The organism is Flavisericum labens (assembly GCF_045446075.1).
Taxonomy (GTDB): domain Bacteria; phylum Bacteroidota; class Bacteroidia; order Flavobacteriales; family Flavobacteriaceae; genus Flavisericum; species Flavisericum labens.
On record NZ_JBJJBQ010000002.1, the window covers coordinates 130,979 to 146,096 of the forward strand.

Consider the following 15,118-nt stretch of genomic DNA (forward strand, 5'->3'; position numbering starts at 1 on the left):
GACAGATTAACCCAGCTGCGCCAAATAATCAAAATGCTCTCCTTTGGTAATGAGCTCACATTTCAGTCCAACGGTTTCACAAGCTAGCTTTAAAGTATCAAAATCTAAGTACAGCCATTTCATTGGGGTTTCTTTTTCGCCTTTATAGCTTAAAAAATAATCGAGTTCGCCATAATAACTAGAATTCATATCCATCCAATAGCCGCCATCTTCATCTTCGTACATGTATTTGATGTCGGACGAGTCTATTAAAATTTGTCCGCTAGTATTCAAAAGGCTTTTTAAATGCTCTAAATATTTTGAAACTTGCTTTAATTCCTGAAAAATGCCAGTGCCATTCATGAGTAATAAAATGGTGTCAAAAGTTTCGGTTTCATCTAAAACTGAAATGTTTTCAGTATTTAAAACACCAAGTTGTTTGGCAACTTCAATGGCACCTTCAGAAATATCAATCGCTTTTACTTTAAGCTCTTTTTCCTGTAAGTACAAACTGTGGATTCCTGTACCACAACCCACATCTAACACAGAGCCTTTACAAAGTTTTAACGCTCTCTGTTCAATTTTAGGCATTTCAGAAAAATTACGAAATAAATAGGGCAGGGGCAATTCGTCTTCATCCGATATACTGGTTGAGGTTACGATGTCTTCGGTGTAATTTCCGTTTTGGTAATCGAGCAGTGCTTTTCCGAAAAGGTCTTTCATAATTTGTAAAACTAAACTTGTTTCAGCATCTCATATAAAGTGCTATTTTTGTGCCATGCAGGACTTCATAGAAAATCTCCCAAAGCTCGCCAAAGATAAACATAACGAAAACAAAAAATTCTTCGCGAAGCTAAAAAAGAAACCACCCAAAAATTTGGATTACGTGATGCAAGAGTTACATGACGACGAATTTGAGCGAACCGATTGTTTGGAGTGTGCCAACTGCTGTAAAACTACTGGGCCTTTGTTTACCGATAAAGATATTGAGCGTATTGCAAAACACTTTAGGTTAAAGCCGCAGCAATTTATTGAGCATTATTTACGAGTTGATGACGAAAACGATTATGTATTGCAAAGCGTGCCATGTACGTTTTTAGGAGCGGATAATTATTGCTCCATTTACGATGTGCGGCCAAAGGCATGCCGTGAGTTTCCTCATACCGACCGAAAAAAGTTTCAGCAAATTTCTAATTTAACTTTAAAGAATGTGGCCATTTGCCCGGCAGCTTTTAACATCGTTGAGGCCATGAAGGAAAAAATAAAATAATTTTATTTAGGTTTGAATTTTTAGCTTTGGTGGCCCAATCTATAAATACCGAATGCTAACTTCAATTTGACAACAGGGATTCTATCCGTTCTCAATATCACTAATATGATGTTCCAAGGCCTTTACAGAAATCTGAATTTCTTTTATTAATAAGGCTAGAGAAAAAATTAGTAAAATGAGTGCCACACCAAATACCCAAATAGCAACAATGTGCTGCTCGATATAAATTAAAAACATGGTGAGTACACACAAAAGCAAACTGCTAATGCCCGCAATTTGCATGCTTCGTGTTAAATACAATCGTTTCTTTAAATTCCTTATTTGTTTTATTAACCGTTCATCTTTTTTCTTCAAGTATTTATCGTGTAAATCCCTGATAACAGCTGCATAGGCAATAAATCTATTGGTGTAGGCCAACATAATTAGCGAAATGGCCGAAAATAAAAGTGCTGGCGTGGTTAAGGTGAGTTGTTCCATTATAAAAATTTCTTCAAATTTAGAGAACTTCAAAGTAAAACTCCCAATATTTTCTATTTTAGTGACATGCAAGAAGACTTCCTACATTATATTTGGAAACATAGGAAATTTCAAATTAGTAACTTCAATACCACTTCTGGAGAGTATATTGCTGTGGTTTCCACAGGGCAACATAATTTTAATTCGGGACCAGATTTTTTTAATGCCCAATTAAAAATCGATGACCAACTGTGGGCTGGTAATGTTGAAATTCATGTAAAATCGTCCGATTGGTTTTTGCATAACCACGAGCAAGACCCTATATACGATAATGTGATTTTACATGTGGTTTGGGAGCATGATACTGAAGTGTTTAGAAAAGACAATACGCCCATTCCAACTCTCCAGTTAAAGGATTATGTAGATGATGACATTTTAGACAATTACAATAAGTTATTTTCAAGACAAAACAGATGGATTAATTGCGAAAATGATTTTAATTCTGTTGATGATTTTGTTCTAAGCCATTGGAAGGAGCGTTTGTTTTTTGAACGTTTGGAAAGAAAATCGGAAACTATTAAAACATTACTGGATGCATCAAAAAATGACTGGGAAGCAGTATTGTTTAAAATGTTAGCCAAAAATTTTGGACTAAAAGTAAACGGAGAACCGTTTATGAGCATGGCACAATCATTTGATTTTTCTATTCTTAGGAAAACACAATCAAATTTACTGACCTTGGAAGCCTTGTTTATAGGTCAATCCGACTTGTTAAGTACTGATGCCGAAGGAACTTACCATAAAAGTTTGGTGGATGAATACAACTTTTTAAAACAAAAATTTAAATTGAATAACAGGCAAGTTGCCCCCGTGCAGTTTTTTAGATTGCGTCCTCCAAACTTTCCAACCATCCGCTTGTCTCAATTGGCAAATTTATACTATGAGCACCAAAATTTGTTTTCAAAAGTTAATGAGGCCAAATGTTTAGATGACTTTTATGATATTTTCAATGTGTCAACTTCCGACTTTTGGAAAACCCACTACACCTTTAAAAAAGAATCCAAATCTTCAGAAAAGAAGTTAACAAAATCATTTATTGATTTATTAGTCATCAATACCATTTTGCCTTTAAAACTTAGCTATGCTAAACATAAAGGTGAGTCCAAAGTGGATGCTATAGTTAAAGTAGCATCAGCCATAAAATCTGAAAAAAATAGTATTGTAGAAAAGTTTAATGGGTTACGTTCTATTTCGCAATCTGCACTCGATTCACAAGCGCTTATTCAACTTAAAACAAGCTATTGTGATAAACATAAATGCTTGCAGTGTGCTGTAGGCAATCAACTTTTAAACAAATAAACTTTTAAAGCAATAAACTAAATATTAAATTGCAGCATGAAAAACATCTATAAACCATTATTGTTTTTTCAAAAGCATGGGTACTATGTTTGTCAGCGTATCGCTGATAGATTGGGTATTCGGGCAAAAGTAGTGCGAACTTCTTTTATGTATTTAACCTTTGTAACACTTGGTTTTGGGTTTGCGCTTTATTTATTTTTGGCTTTCTGGATGCGCATAAAAGATTTGGTTTACACAAAACGCTCATCGGTATTTGATTTGTAATCTTTATGAACCCACTAATTAGATTCTTTAGAACCAAAATTTACACTGCTGTATTTCTACTTGGAATCATTTTGTTAATTGGTGTTGCCGGATATAAAATGATTTCTGGGTATTCTTGGGTAGATGCCCTATACATGACTGTTATTACTATGACTACCGTAGGTTTTGGCGAGGTGGTTCCGCTTAACGATACATCCAAGATTTTTACGATTTTCTTAATTTTAGCAAGCGTAGTTATTGTAGGTTATGCCCTGTCTATTATTACCGAATACATTTTAAGCAAAAACGATATTGAAGAATTAAAATACAAAAAAATGCAAAAACAAATAGATAGTTATATTAACCATATTGTTATTTGCGGATATGGAAGAAACGGTAAGCAGGCCGCTAGAAAACTTAGAGCTTACAACAAACAGTTTATTGTAATTGAAAAGGATAAAGAGGTGGAAGAGCGTCTTCAACTTGACGATGTACCATATGTTATTGGAAATGCCAATGAAGATGAGGTGCTTAACATGGCGGGGGTAGATAGGGCTTCGTGTTTTATTTCAGCTTTGCCAAATGATGCTGATAATTTGTTCGTGGTACTTTCTGCTAGACAACTTAATAAGTCGATAAGCATTATAAGCAGAGCATCAAATGAATCATCTTATGAGAAGTTGAAGTTTGCAGGAGCCAACAATGTAATTTTACCTGATAAAATTGGGGGAGACCACATGGCATCCTTAGTTGTCGTGCCCGGTTTAATGGAGTTTATTGATAATTTGTCCATCGTTGGTAAATCAAATATTAATATAGAAGAGGTTGCCGTAGAAAAACTATACAACACCAAAGAACCCAAAACAATAAAGGATTTAGACTTAAGAAGAAAAACGGGCTGTACTGTTATAGGTTATAAAAACGAAAATGGTGAATATATTGTGAACCCCGAGGCTGAATTAAGATTAGCTCCAAATTCTAAAATTATTGTGTTGGGTCGCCCAGAGCAAATAGAAGCTCTAAATTCGGAGTACGACATAGATTAGCGGATTGCCTATTTTAACAGAACTAGTTTTAACAGATCATTTTTTTTTAGCATATTGCTACTTTTTAAAATAAATCTTTAAATATAATTTACTAATTATACAATTTATGAAGAAATATCTTCTTTCTATATTTTCAATATTAATTCCATTTTTAACCTTTGCGCAAGAAACAACCTCTGAAAAAATCGATAGGATTTTTAAAGATTACACTGGTTGGTTTGTAGATGCTATTTTTTACGAAGTTCCGTTTTCAGAAACCTATCAAATTCCTTGGGTTTTAATTGTTCTAGTTGGTGGAGCAGTATTTTTTACGCTTTATTTTAGGTTTATAAACTTTACTGGTTTTAGAACGGCCATACGTGTAGTTCAGGGCAAATATGAAGATATCGAAAAGCATGGGGTTGATAGCCTATATGGAGACCAAACTCCTGGCGGAGATGTTTTTGAAACGATAAGAGATGAAAGTGTAGAAGGCGAAGTATCGCACTTTCAGGCTTTAACGGCAGCGCTTTCTGCAACCGTAGGTTTAGGAAATATTGCAGGTGTGGCCGTGGCATTATCTATTGGTGGCCCAGGCGCAACATTTTGGATGATAATGGCGGGGCTTTTGGGAATGGCTTCAAAATTTGCCGAATGTACTTTAGGTGTAAAATATAGAGATGTTGGTGACGATGGTACTGTTTATGGTGGCCCTATGTATTATTTAACCAAAGGTTTTGGTGAAAAAGGCATGAAAGGTTTCGGTAGGGTACTCGCCGTATTATTTGCCATTTTTGTTATTGGAGGGTCATTTGGCGGCGGAAATATGTTTCAAGCCAATCAAGCAGCGGCGCAATTTATCAAATTGTTTGATTTTCAAAGTGCAAACGCAGGCATGTATTTTGGTATTGTAATGGCTTTTTTTGTAGCTATCGTTATCATAGGAGGTATAAAAAGAATTGCCTCGGTAACCGAAAAAGTAGTGCCATTTATGGCTGGTATTTACGTATTGGCGGCATTGATAATTTTGGGTGCAAATTGGCACTTAATTGATGATGCTTTCGGATTGATTTACGAAGGTGCTTTTTCAGGATTAGGTATTGCCGGCGGATTGGTTGGTGTGATGATTCAAGGTATTAGAAGAGGCGCGTTTTCTAACGAAGCAGGGGTTGGTAGTGCTGCCATTGCACACTCTGCCGTTCGCACAAAATACCCAGCTAGTGAGGGTATTGTGGCACTTTTGGAACCTTTTGTTGATACGGTGGTTATTTGTACCATGACTGCTTTAGTGATTGTAATCACCAATTTTGATGGCCAGTTTATGGAATACGGTGTCCCAATAAAAGAAGGTGTTGAGTTTACGGCATCAGCCTTCGATTCGGTAATACCACATTTCTCAATCATATTGACCATAGCAGTTATTCTATTTGCATTTTCTACCATGATATCTTGGTCTTATTACGGTATGCAAGGTTGGGTGTTTTTGTTCGGAAAAGGAAAAATTAGTGATTTAGCATATAAAATACTGTTTTTGTTTTTTGTAGTTGTGGGAGCATCCATTAGTCTTGGAGCAGTAATAGATTTCTCTGATGCTATGATTTTTGCCATGGTAGTGCCGAATATAATCGGCGTTGTTGTATTATCGCCAGTTATTAGCAAGGAACTCAAAAAGTACATGAAAGCCATAAATGTAAAGAAAGAAGCTATGGAGGAAGGTGCTGAAGACCTTACTAAGCATATGTAATAACTAAACTAAATATATTATGAAATCCCATTTCAAGTTTTCTAAAGAACAGCGAAATGGGATTTTTTTATTGCTCTTCCTTATCATTGTATTTCAGTGTGTTTGTTTTTTTGTCGACTTTTCTTCTGAGGACATTCAAGTTGACCAAAAAGAACTATCAAAATTCATCAAAGAGATAGATTCGCTCAAACAAGTGAAAATAGAAGAGAGCAAGCCAAAAATCTATCCGTTTAACCCCAATTTTATAACAGATTTTAAAGGCTCAACTTTAGGAATGAGCAACGAAGAAATTGATAGGTTGTTGGAATTTAGAAAACAGGATAAATGGGTTAATTCTCCTGAACAATTTCAAGAAGTTACTCAAATTTCAGACTCTTTATTAGCAGTTATTTCGCCATATTTTAAATTTCCTGATTGGGTAGCCAATCCCAAACGAACATCAAACTATTCAACTTATAGTAACAAGCCAAAAACATATGCCCAAAAGATAGACCTTAACAAGGCAACAGCTCAACAACTTCAAAAAGTAAATGGTTTGGGCAAAGTGCTTTCAGAGCGTATTTTAAAGTTTAGAAATAAACTTGGAGGTGGTTTTATTGCCGATGTTCAGCTTTATGATGTTTACGGTTTAACCCCAGAGGTCATTCAGAAAATAACAAGTGATTTTACAGTAAAAACTCCAGGTAATATTGAAAAAATTGATTTAAATACGGCCAACGTTAATCAATTGGTTACTGTTCCACATATTGATTATGATTTAGCTGCCGATATTTTAGAACAGCGTAAATTGCGCGAAGGCTTTCAAACAATGGACGAATTAAATAAAGTAAAAAACTTTCCTTCAAATAAAATAAAGATAATTGAATTATATTTGCATCTTGAAAAAGAAAATAGATGAATAGTATGTACTTCACCGAAGAGCATGGTCTTTTTAGAAAAAGCCTACAAGATTTTTTAAATAAAGAAGTGGTGCCTCATATAGAAAAGTGGGAAGAAACAGGAAATATCGACCGTTCTATTTGGAAGAAATTTGGCGATATGGGCTTTTTCGGTATCAACTATCCAGAAGCCTATGGAGGAATGAATCTGGATTTGTTTTACACCGTAATTCTACTTGAAGAACTTCAAAAAATAAACTCAGGTGGTTTTGCTGCCGCTATTTGGGCGCACGCTTATTTGGCTATGACGCATTTAAATGTAGAAGGAAGTGAAGACATTAAACAAAACTATTTAGCACCAAGTATCACTGGAGATAAAATTGGTTGCTTGTGCATTACAGAGCCTTTCGGCGGAAGCGATGTAGCAGGAATGAGAACTACGGCGGTTAAAGATGGCGACGGCTACATTATAAATGGTTCAAAAACATTTATCACTAACGGGGTGATTAGCGATTATTTGGTAGTAGCTGCCAAAACAAACCCAGAGTTGGGCAATAAAGGTATAAGTATATTTTTAATTGATAGGGAAACCAAAGGGGTATCTGCCACGAAATTGGATAAGTTGGGCTGGCGTGCTTCTGATACTGGTGAAATAGCTTTTGATAATGTAAAAATACCGAGTGACAATTTAATGGGAGAAGAAGGTAAGGGCTTTTCTTATATTATGCAGCACTTTTCATTAGAGCGTTTAATTATGGGAGTTAATGCTCATGCCCGTGCTGAATATGCTTTAGAGTACGCTCTGGAATATATGAACGAACGCCATGCTTTTGGTCATTCAATTGATAAGTTTCAGGCTTTAAGGCATACGATTGCGGACTTATATACCGAAATGGAGGTTTGTAAAGCTTTTAATTATTCCGTTGCCTTTAGGTTGGATAGGGGAGAGTATGTGGTGAAGGAAGCTACTATGTCTAAACTCAAATCAACGAAAATGGCCGATGAGGTTATTTATCAATGTTTGCAATTTTTGGGCGGTTACGGCTATATGGAAGATTACCCTATGGCTCGTTTGTTCCGTGATAGCCGATTAGGGCCAATTGGTGGTGGAACATCAGAAATTTTACGTGAAATTATCGCTAAAATCATAATCGATAAGAAAGAATATCGACCAGCTACAAAGTAAGATGATTGTTGTTTTGGCGAAAATGTTATAACATTATTAGCCGAAATTATTGTTTATAAAAAGGAGTTTAAGCCAGCGACTTAGGTAGAGCTCTTTAAAGCGTCTGCAATTAACCTCGTTTTTTTAATTCGGCCTGTCTCATGGGCATCGAGTCGATTATTTCGAAGAGTTTTTCTTTGATTAAAACCTTTTTTTGTTGAAGTTTTATTCCTCCATCCAACCCGATTAGAAGTACTTCAAACTTTATATTTTTGTTCAATACTCGTTTGGTCAATGTTTCAGATATCTTGCCAGAATGGTTTAACTTACTATTTGAATAATCAATATATTGAAATTTGTCCCCAGTAATTTTATACATTACTATTTTTCTATCAATTAGTTCCCTAGTTGAATTCCTAAACTCTTGAAGTTGTTTTTGAGATGTATTCGAATCTATTTCTGATGCTTTTATAATCACTATTCTGTGCTTCCATTTATGGGTTTCCAAGTTTTGTCCATAAAAATTGAAATATGAAAAACAGGCTATGATTAATTTGATTGCAATATTTATTTTCATTTCTTAGATTATTACTTATAAGTAGTGAGGGGGTAAAACAAGTTGAACATAAACATAATATAGGGTATAAATTTTTCTTTGTCAAGCCTTTGGTGAAAACTGGATTTAATTTTTTCTATAAAAAAATAATGTTTAATTGTAGATTTAAAATTAGTTTTTATATTTGCAGCCTGAAAATTCTAAAAGAGAGGAGGTTAAGACACTATGTTAATAATACCCATTAAAGAAGGAGAAAATATAGATAGAGCGTTAAAGCGTTTTAAAAGAAAGTTCGATAGAACCGGAACAAAACGTGCATTGCAGTCTCGCAAGCAATTTAATAAGCCTTCTGTTTTACGTAGAGCTCAAGTTCAAAAAGCACAGTACATCCAACAGTTAAGAGATGCAGAAGATATATAAATTTATCTTTTGAATAATATTAATCCCGCCTTGAGCGGGATTTTTTTTGCTTCAAATTATCAGATTAGAACACAATCAAATTAAAGTTGTGAGTTGCACTTTAAACTTTTAACTTTAAACCTTTATCACGTTTTATGTCCTTAAATCCATTTATAGATTATTTGTTGTTAGAAAAGAACTACTCTAAATTAACCGTTAGGGCTTACCAAACGGATATTGAGAGTTTCTCGGAATTTATTGAAGCTGAATATGGGACCAAATCCATCCAAAAGATTAATTATCAGCAGATAAGAAGTTGGATTGTTCAATTGGTAGAAAATGGTGTGAGCAATAGAAGTGTTAACCGAAAAGTGTCGGCATTAAGCACCTACTATAAATTTCTTTTAAAGGTTGGTGACATTGATCTCAATCCATTGGGAAAGCACCGGGCATTAAAAACCAGTAAAAAAGTGCAGGTGCCATTTTCAGAAGCCGAAATAAAAACAGTTTTGGACGATTTGAATTTTGGAGATGATTTTGATAGCGTACGTAACAAATTCATTATAGAGCTCTTTTATTCAACGGGTATAAGAAGGATAGAACTGGTAGAGCTAAAGCTGTCAAGTTTAGATCTTGATAATAAAACCTTAAAAGTTTTAGGAAAACGAAATAAAGAACGCATCGTTCCGTTATTAAATTCAGTAGTTAAAACGGCGTTTGATTATTTAGAGAAAAGGATTAATCTTCCAAGTATTTCAGATGAGAATAATTTGCTTTTAACGAAAAAGGGAGTTAAAATATATGAAACGCTTGTGTACAGAATAATAAATGATTATTTTAGTTTGGCATCGTCAAAAGTAAAAAAGAGTCCGCATATACTCAGGCACTCTTTTGCCACGCATTTGTTAAACCAAGGTGCAGATTTAAACGCTGTTAAAGAACTTTTAGGGCACTCTAGCTTAGCTGCTACCCAGGTTTATACCCATAATAGTATAGCAGAATTAAAAAAAGTACATGTTAATGCGCACCCAAGAAGCAAAAAGTAGCGCGATGTATATTGTCTAACCAAAAAGAGTATTAGTATGAAAGTAAACACGCAATCAGTGAATTTTAATGCAGACCAGAAATTGATAAACTTTATCCAAAAGCGAATGGATAAATTGGATATGTTTTATGATAAGGTTATAAAATCAGATGTGTTTTTAAAGGTTGAAAATACGAGTCAAAAAGAAAATAAAATTTTTGAAGCGAGAGTGAGTGTTCCTGGTGATAGTTTTGTGGTAAAAAAACAATGTAAAAGTTTTGAAGAGGGTACTGATATGGCTGTTGCATCCCTAGAAAGACAGCTTAAAAAACGAAAAGAAAAATTAAGAACACATTTATAATAAAATTTCTTTAAAAATGTTTTGAATAAAATAAAAAATCTATACATTTGCAGTCCGTTAGAAATAACGGGCTTTTTTTTATGCTCAAAAGTATAAAAAATGCCGATGTAGCTCAGCTGGCTAGAGCAGCTGATTTGTAATCAGCAGGTCGTGGGTTCGAGTCCCTCCATCGGCTCAAGTTCTTTAAAAAATTGAAATTAAGTTTATCGGGGAGATACTCAAGCGGCCAACGAGGACAGACTGTAAATCTGTTGTTTTTTAACTTCGCAGGTTCGAATCCTGCTCTCCCCACATTAAACTTATAAAAATTAAATATTGCGGGAGTAGCTCAGTTGGTAGAGCGTCAGCCTTCCAAGCTGAATGTCGCCGGTTCGAACCCGGTCTCCCGCTCAAAAAGTTCATTCAAATTTAAGAACACTTAAAATAAGGTGTTTTTATATTGTATTAACGAGTAGGGTGGGAAGTTTATACTGAGCAGAGTCGAAGTAAACCCGGTCTCCCACTCAAAACTTGAAGTTAAAGGTTTCAAGTTGTATAAGAAGCTAGTTTTTAGATCAAAACTTGAAGCTTTGAATACAAAACCTGAAACACAAAATGCCGGTGTAGCTCAGGGGTAGAGCGTTTCCTTGGTAAGGAAGAGGTCACGAGTTCAAATCTCGTCATTGGCTCTATTGATTAGAAATTAGGATACACTAATATTATTATATAACTAAGATTAAAAATTATTTAAAAACATGGCAAAGGCAACTTTCGATCGTTCAAAACCACACTTAAATATTGGTACAATTGGACACGTAGATCACGGTAAAACAACTTTAACTGCTGCTATTACTAAAGTATTAGCTGATGCAGGTTTCTCAGAAGCAAGATCATTCGATCAAATTGATAACGCACCAGAAGAAAAAGAAAGAGGTATTACAATTAATACTTCACACGTAGAATATCAAACACAAAATCGTCACTATGCGCACGTTGACTGTCCAGGTCACGCGGATTACGTGAAGAACATGGTTACTGGTGCTGCTCAAATGGACGGTGCTATTTTGGTGGTAGCTGCTACTGATGGTCCTATGCCACAAACTCGTGAGCATATCTTATTAGGTCGTCAAGTAGGTATTCCTCGTATCGTTGTTTTCTTAAACAAAGTTGATATGGTTGACGATGAAGAGCTTTTAGAGCTTGTTGATATGGAAGTTAGAGATTTATTGAACTTCTACGAGTACGATGGAGACAATGGTCCTGTAGTTTCTGGTTCTGCTTTAGGCGCACTTAACGGTGAGCAAAAATGGGTGGATACTGTATTGGAACTTATGGAAGCATGTGATACATGGATTGAAGAGCCTGTACGTGATATGGATAAGCCTTTCTTAATGCCTATCGAGGATGTATTCTCAATTACTGGTCGTGGTACTGTAGCAACTGGCCGTATCGAAACGGGTATTGCAAAAACTGGTGATCCTGTAGAGATTATTGGTATGGGTGCTGAGAAATTAAACTCTACTATTACTGGTATCGAGATGTTCCGTCAGATATTAGATAGAGGTGAAGCTGGAGATAATGCTGGTATCTTATTAAGAGGTATTGAGAAAACTCAAATCTCTAGAGGTATGGTTATTACTAAGCCTGGATCTGTAACTCCTCACGCTAAATTTAAAGCGGAGGTTTACATTCTTAAAAAAGAAGAAGGTGGACGTCACACTCCATTCCACAATAACTACCGTCCTCAGTTCTACGTACGTACAACTGATGTAACTGGAAACATTTCTCTTCCTGATGGAGTTGAAATGGTTATGCCTGGAGATAACTTAACTATCACTGTTGAATTGATTCAACCAATTGCAATGAACGTAGGTTTACGTTTTGCAATCCGTGAAGGTGGTAGAACTGTAGGTGCAGGTCAGGTAACTGAAATATTAGACTAATACAGTTTAATTAAATATAAAAGTTAAGGTATTCCGGAAAACGGAATACCTTGACTTATATTTACGGGTTTAGCTCAGTTGGTAGAGCACTGGTCTCCAAAACCAGGTGTCGGGAGTTCGAGTCTCTCAACCCGTGCGATAATAAGTTGAACTCTTTTTTTTCAATTTATAAAACAAAAATAAAATGGCAGGAATTGTAAACTATATTAAAGAATCATTCGGAGAACTGAAAAACAACGTGACTTGGCCAACATGGGCAGAGGGACAAAGCTTAACGGTTTTAGTGGCTGTTTTTTCAATTATATTTTCTCTTGCTATTTGGGGCGTAGATACTGTGTTCAGTAAAGTGATTGCAGCTTACTTTCAATGGATTGGTTAAAACAAGCAGAAAAAAGAAGAATTTATGTCTGAAGTAAGTGAAAAAAAATGGTACGTAGTTCGTGCTGTAAGTGGTCAAGAAAACAAAATTAAAACCTACATCGAAAATGAAATAGCACGATTGGGTTTGCAGGATTATGTTGACCAAGTATTAGTGCCTACAGAACGCGTGGTTCAAATCCGTAACGGAAAAAAAATCCATAAAGAAAAAGTGTTTTTTCCTGGATATATTATGATTCAGGCTAATTTAACAGGTGAAGTTCCTCATATAATTAGATCGGTAACAAACGTTATTGGTTTCTTAGGTGAAACAAAAGGAGGGGATCCGGTGCCGTTAAGACAATCTGAAGTAAACAGAATGTTAGGCAAGGTCGATGAGCTAGCCGTAGAGGAAAGTGCGAATGTGGCCATACCGTTTACAAAAGGAGAAACAGTAAAAGTTATCGATGGGCCATTCAATGGATTTGATGGAACAATCGAAAAAATAAACGAAGAAAAGCGTAAGCTTGAAGTAATGGTGAAGATTTTCGGAAGAAAAACACCATTGGAGTTAAGTTATATGCAGGTTGAAAAAGTATAATAATTGTTACACTATATAAATTGATATGTTTTTTGCTTCCAATGGAAAGCGTATCAGACTAAATTATTAAAAATGGCAAAAGAATTAGGTAAAGTAGTTAAGTTACAAGTTCGGGGAGGTGCTGCGAATCCGTCGCCACCGGTTGGACCCGCTTTAGGTGCTGCTGGAGTTAACATTATGGAGTTCTGTAAGCAATTTAATGCTAGAACCCAAGATAAGGCTGGTAAAGTTTTACCGGTAGTTATCTCTGTTTATAAAGACAAGTCTTTCGACTTCGTTATTAAAACTCCTCCAGCTGCAGTACAATTATTAGAAGCGGCCAAGGTGAAAAAAGGTTCAGGTGAACCAAACCGAAAAAAAGTAGCTAAAGTATCTTGGGACCAGGTTAAGGCCATAGCAGAAGACAAAATGCAAGATTTAAATGCATTTGAAATTGGTTCTGCTATGAAAATGGTTGCTGGTACAGCAAGATCGATGGGAATAACCGTAACAGGAAAATTTCCTTCTTAATCTATTAAAGCATTAAAAAATGGCAAGATTAACAAGAAAGCAAAAAGAGGCTTTAGCGAAGATTGAAAATGGGAAGGTGTATTCATTAGATGAAGCATCTGCCTTAGTTAAAGAAATTACCAATGCAAAGTTTGATGCATCAGTTGATTTGGCGGTACGTTTGGGTGTAGATCCACGTAAAGCTAATCAAATGGTAAGAGGTGTTGTTTCACTTCCTCACGGTACTGGTAAAGACATGAAAGTATTAGCATTAGTAACACCAGATAAAGAAGCCGAAGCTAAAGAAGCTGGAGCAGATTACGTTGGTTTAGACGAATACCTTGAAAAAATCAAGGGCGGATGGACAGACGTTGATGTTATCGTTACTATGCCAAGTGTTATGGGTAAATTAGGTCCTTTAGGACGTATATTAGGCCCTCGTGGCTTAATGCCAAACCCAAAGACTGGTACAGTAACTATGGATGTTGCAAAAGCAGTTAGCGAGGTGAAAGCTGGTAAAATTGACTTTAAAGTTGATAAATACGGTATCGTTCACGCTGCTATTGGAAAAGCATCTTTCAGTGCTGATAAAATTGCAGGAAACGCAAATGAATTATTACAAACATTAATTAAATTAAAACCAACAACTGCAAAAGGTATTTATGTAAAGAGCATTTTTATGTCTTCTACCATGAGTCCTAGTATAGCTGTTGATCCTAAAATTGGTTAATTTAAGTTAAAACTTTTATTATGACAAGAGAAGAAAAATCACAAGTAATTGAGGACTTAACTGCAGAATTAGCCGAGAACCCAAATATCTATTTAGCCGATATTTCAGGATTAAACGCAGGAGCTACTTCAGATTTACGTCGTGCCGCATTTAAGGCTAACGTAAGAATGGCAGTTGTTAAAAATACATTACTTGCAAAAGCGATGGAAGCTTCAGATAAAGAATTTGGAGAGCTTCCTTCAGTTTTAAAAGGAAATACATCAGTGATGTATGCCGAGGCAGGCAATGCACCAGCTAAGTTGATAAAAAACTTCCGAAAAAAATCAGAAAAGCCTTTATTAAAAGGTGCATTTATTGAGGAAGCTATTTACATTGGTGATGAACAATTAGAAACTTTAGTAGAGATTAAATCTAAAGACGAATTGTTAGGAGAAATTGTAGGATTACTACAATCTCCAGCCAAAAATGTTATTTCTGCACTTAAATCGGGTGGAGGTACATTAGCTGGACTTATTAAAACACTATCCGAAAAAGAAGGATAGTACAAAGCAGTACGCACT

Annotated in this window: 19 protein-coding genes and 5 tRNA genes; 21 read left to right on the forward strand and 3 right to left on the reverse strand. The window is 35.5% G+C overall.

Annotation, left to right across the window (positions count from 1 at the left end; genetic code table 11):
• Positions 1-6: 6 nt before the first annotated feature.
• Entirely contained in the window at positions 7-702 is a 696-nt protein-coding gene (locus tag ACIEHO_RS04110; RefSeq protein WP_406968955.1) for a class I SAM-dependent methyltransferase, read from the reverse strand.
• 55 nt (positions 703-757) lie between these two features.
• On the opposite strand from ACIEHO_RS04110, the gene ACIEHO_RS04115 reads away from it, so the two are divergent.
• Positions 758-1,249 carry a YkgJ family cysteine cluster protein gene (locus tag ACIEHO_RS04115; RefSeq protein ID WP_406968957.1) on the forward strand — a complete coding sequence of 164 codons (492 nt, stop codon included), beginning with the start codon at positions 758-760 and terminating at the stop codon, positions 1,247-1,249.
• Between the two features lie 81 nt (positions 1,250-1,330).
• Here ACIEHO_RS04115 and ACIEHO_RS04120 read toward each other — a convergent pair whose 3' ends face one another.
• Positions 1,331-1,726 carry a DUF2721 domain-containing protein gene (locus ACIEHO_RS04120; RefSeq protein WP_406968959.1) on the reverse strand — a complete coding sequence of 132 codons (396 nt, stop codon included), beginning with the start codon at positions 1,724-1,726 and terminating at the stop codon, positions 1,331-1,333.
• 66 nt (positions 1,727-1,792) lie between these two features.
• Here ACIEHO_RS04120 and ACIEHO_RS04125 point away from each other — a divergent pair, with 66 nt between their 5' ends.
• The 6 genes from ACIEHO_RS04125 to ACIEHO_RS04150 all read left to right on the forward strand — a co-directional run bounded on the left by ACIEHO_RS04125 (position 1,793) and on the right by ACIEHO_RS04150 (position 8,140).
• Positions 1,793-3,064, forward strand: coding sequence for a DUF2851 family protein (locus ACIEHO_RS04125; protein WP_406968961.1), 1,272 nt, complete (start codon positions 1,793-1,795; stop codon positions 3,062-3,064).
• 36 nt (positions 3,065-3,100) lie between these two features.
• Positions 3,101-3,328, forward strand: a complete 228-nt coding sequence (locus ACIEHO_RS04130) for a PspC domain-containing protein (protein ID WP_406968963.1) — start codon at positions 3,101-3,103, stop codon at positions 3,326-3,328.
• A gap of 5 nt (positions 3,329-3,333) precedes the next feature.
• Complete coding sequence (locus tag ACIEHO_RS04135) at positions 3,334-4,353, forward strand: potassium channel family protein (RefSeq protein WP_406968965.1); 1,020 nt, start codon at positions 3,334-3,336, stop codon at positions 4,351-4,353.
• Between the two features lie 106 nt (positions 4,354-4,459).
• On the forward strand, positions 4,460-6,076 hold the full coding sequence (locus ACIEHO_RS04140; protein ID WP_406968967.1) for an alanine/glycine:cation symporter family protein: 1,617 nt from the start codon (positions 4,460-4,462) through the stop codon (positions 6,074-6,076).
• 19 nt (positions 6,077-6,095) lie between these two features.
• The gene (locus ACIEHO_RS04145) at positions 6,096-6,974 is read left to right on the forward strand and encodes a ComEA family DNA-binding protein (protein WP_406968969.1); all 879 of its coding nucleotides are present in this window, start codon (positions 6,096-6,098) and stop codon (positions 6,972-6,974) included.
• Positions 6,971-8,140, forward strand: coding sequence for an acyl-CoA dehydrogenase family protein (locus tag ACIEHO_RS04150; protein ID WP_406968971.1), 1,170 nt, complete (start codon positions 6,971-6,973; stop codon positions 8,138-8,140). Before ACIEHO_RS04145 ends, ACIEHO_RS04150 begins: the two co-directional genes overlap by 4 nt.
• Positions 8,141-8,249: 109 nt before the next feature.
• Here ACIEHO_RS04150 and ACIEHO_RS04155 read toward each other — a convergent pair whose 3' ends face one another.
• A complete protein-coding gene (locus ACIEHO_RS04155) occupies positions 8,250-8,696 on the reverse strand; it encodes a DUF4174 domain-containing protein (protein WP_406968973.1) in 447 nt (148 codons plus the stop codon).
• A gap of 204 nt (positions 8,697-8,900) precedes the next feature.
• Between ACIEHO_RS04155 and rpsU the strand changes: the two genes are divergently transcribed.
• From rpsU to rplJ, 14 genes are all read left to right on the forward strand, one after another.
• On the forward strand, positions 8,901-9,095 hold the full coding sequence (gene rpsU / locus ACIEHO_RS04160) for a 30S ribosomal protein S21 (RefSeq protein ID WP_406968975.1): 195 nt from the start codon (positions 8,901-8,903) through the stop codon (positions 9,093-9,095).
• A gap of 134 nt (positions 9,096-9,229) precedes the next feature.
• The gene (locus tag ACIEHO_RS04165; protein ID WP_406968977.1) at positions 9,230-10,120 is read left to right on the forward strand and encodes a tyrosine-type recombinase/integrase; all 891 of its coding nucleotides are present in this window, start codon (positions 9,230-9,232) and stop codon (positions 10,118-10,120) included.
• 36 nt (positions 10,121-10,156) lie between these two features.
• On the forward strand, positions 10,157-10,459 hold the full coding sequence (hpf, locus tag ACIEHO_RS04170; RefSeq protein ID WP_406968979.1) for a ribosome hibernation-promoting factor, HPF/YfiA family: 303 nt from the start codon (positions 10,157-10,159) through the stop codon (positions 10,457-10,459).
• A 101-nt stretch (positions 10,460-10,560) separates the two neighbouring features.
• A tRNA-Thr gene (locus ACIEHO_RS04175) sits at positions 10,561-10,634 on the forward strand.
• Between the two features lie 33 nt (positions 10,635-10,667).
• Positions 10,668-10,750, forward strand: a tRNA-Tyr gene (locus ACIEHO_RS04180).
• Between the two features lie 26 nt (positions 10,751-10,776).
• Positions 10,777-10,849 (forward strand) — tRNA-Gly (locus tag ACIEHO_RS04185).
• A 206-nt stretch (positions 10,850-11,055) separates the two neighbouring features.
• Positions 11,056-11,127 (forward strand) — tRNA-Thr (locus tag ACIEHO_RS04190).
• Between the two features lie 66 nt (positions 11,128-11,193).
• Positions 11,194-12,381, forward strand: a complete 1,188-nt coding sequence (gene tuf / locus ACIEHO_RS04195) for an elongation factor Tu (RefSeq protein WP_406968981.1) — start codon at positions 11,194-11,196, stop codon at positions 12,379-12,381.
• A 63-nt stretch (positions 12,382-12,444) separates the two neighbouring features.
• Positions 12,445-12,517, forward strand: a tRNA-Trp gene (locus ACIEHO_RS04200).
• A 48-nt stretch (positions 12,518-12,565) separates the two neighbouring features.
• Positions 12,566-12,760 carry a preprotein translocase subunit SecE gene (secE, locus tag ACIEHO_RS04205; RefSeq protein WP_406968983.1) on the forward strand — a complete coding sequence of 65 codons (195 nt, stop codon included), beginning with the start codon at positions 12,566-12,568 and terminating at the stop codon, positions 12,758-12,760.
• A 24-nt stretch (positions 12,761-12,784) separates the two neighbouring features.
• Positions 12,785-13,339, forward strand: a complete 555-nt coding sequence (gene nusG / locus ACIEHO_RS04210; RefSeq protein ID WP_406968985.1) for a transcription termination/antitermination protein NusG — start codon at positions 12,785-12,787, stop codon at positions 13,337-13,339.
• A 72-nt stretch (positions 13,340-13,411) separates the two neighbouring features.
• Positions 13,412-13,849: a 50S ribosomal protein L11 gene (gene rplK / locus ACIEHO_RS04215; protein WP_406968987.1), complete on the forward strand. Its 438-nt coding sequence runs from the start codon at positions 13,412-13,414 to the stop codon at positions 13,847-13,849.
• A gap of 19 nt (positions 13,850-13,868) precedes the next feature.
• The gene (gene rplA, locus ACIEHO_RS04220; protein ID WP_406968989.1) at positions 13,869-14,558 is read left to right on the forward strand and encodes a 50S ribosomal protein L1; all 690 of its coding nucleotides are present in this window, start codon (positions 13,869-13,871) and stop codon (positions 14,556-14,558) included.
• A gap of 20 nt (positions 14,559-14,578) precedes the next feature.
• Positions 14,579-15,100, forward strand: coding sequence for a 50S ribosomal protein L10 (gene rplJ, locus ACIEHO_RS04225; protein ID WP_406968991.1), 522 nt, complete (start codon positions 14,579-14,581; stop codon positions 15,098-15,100).
• Positions 15,101-15,118 lie beyond the last annotated feature (18 nt).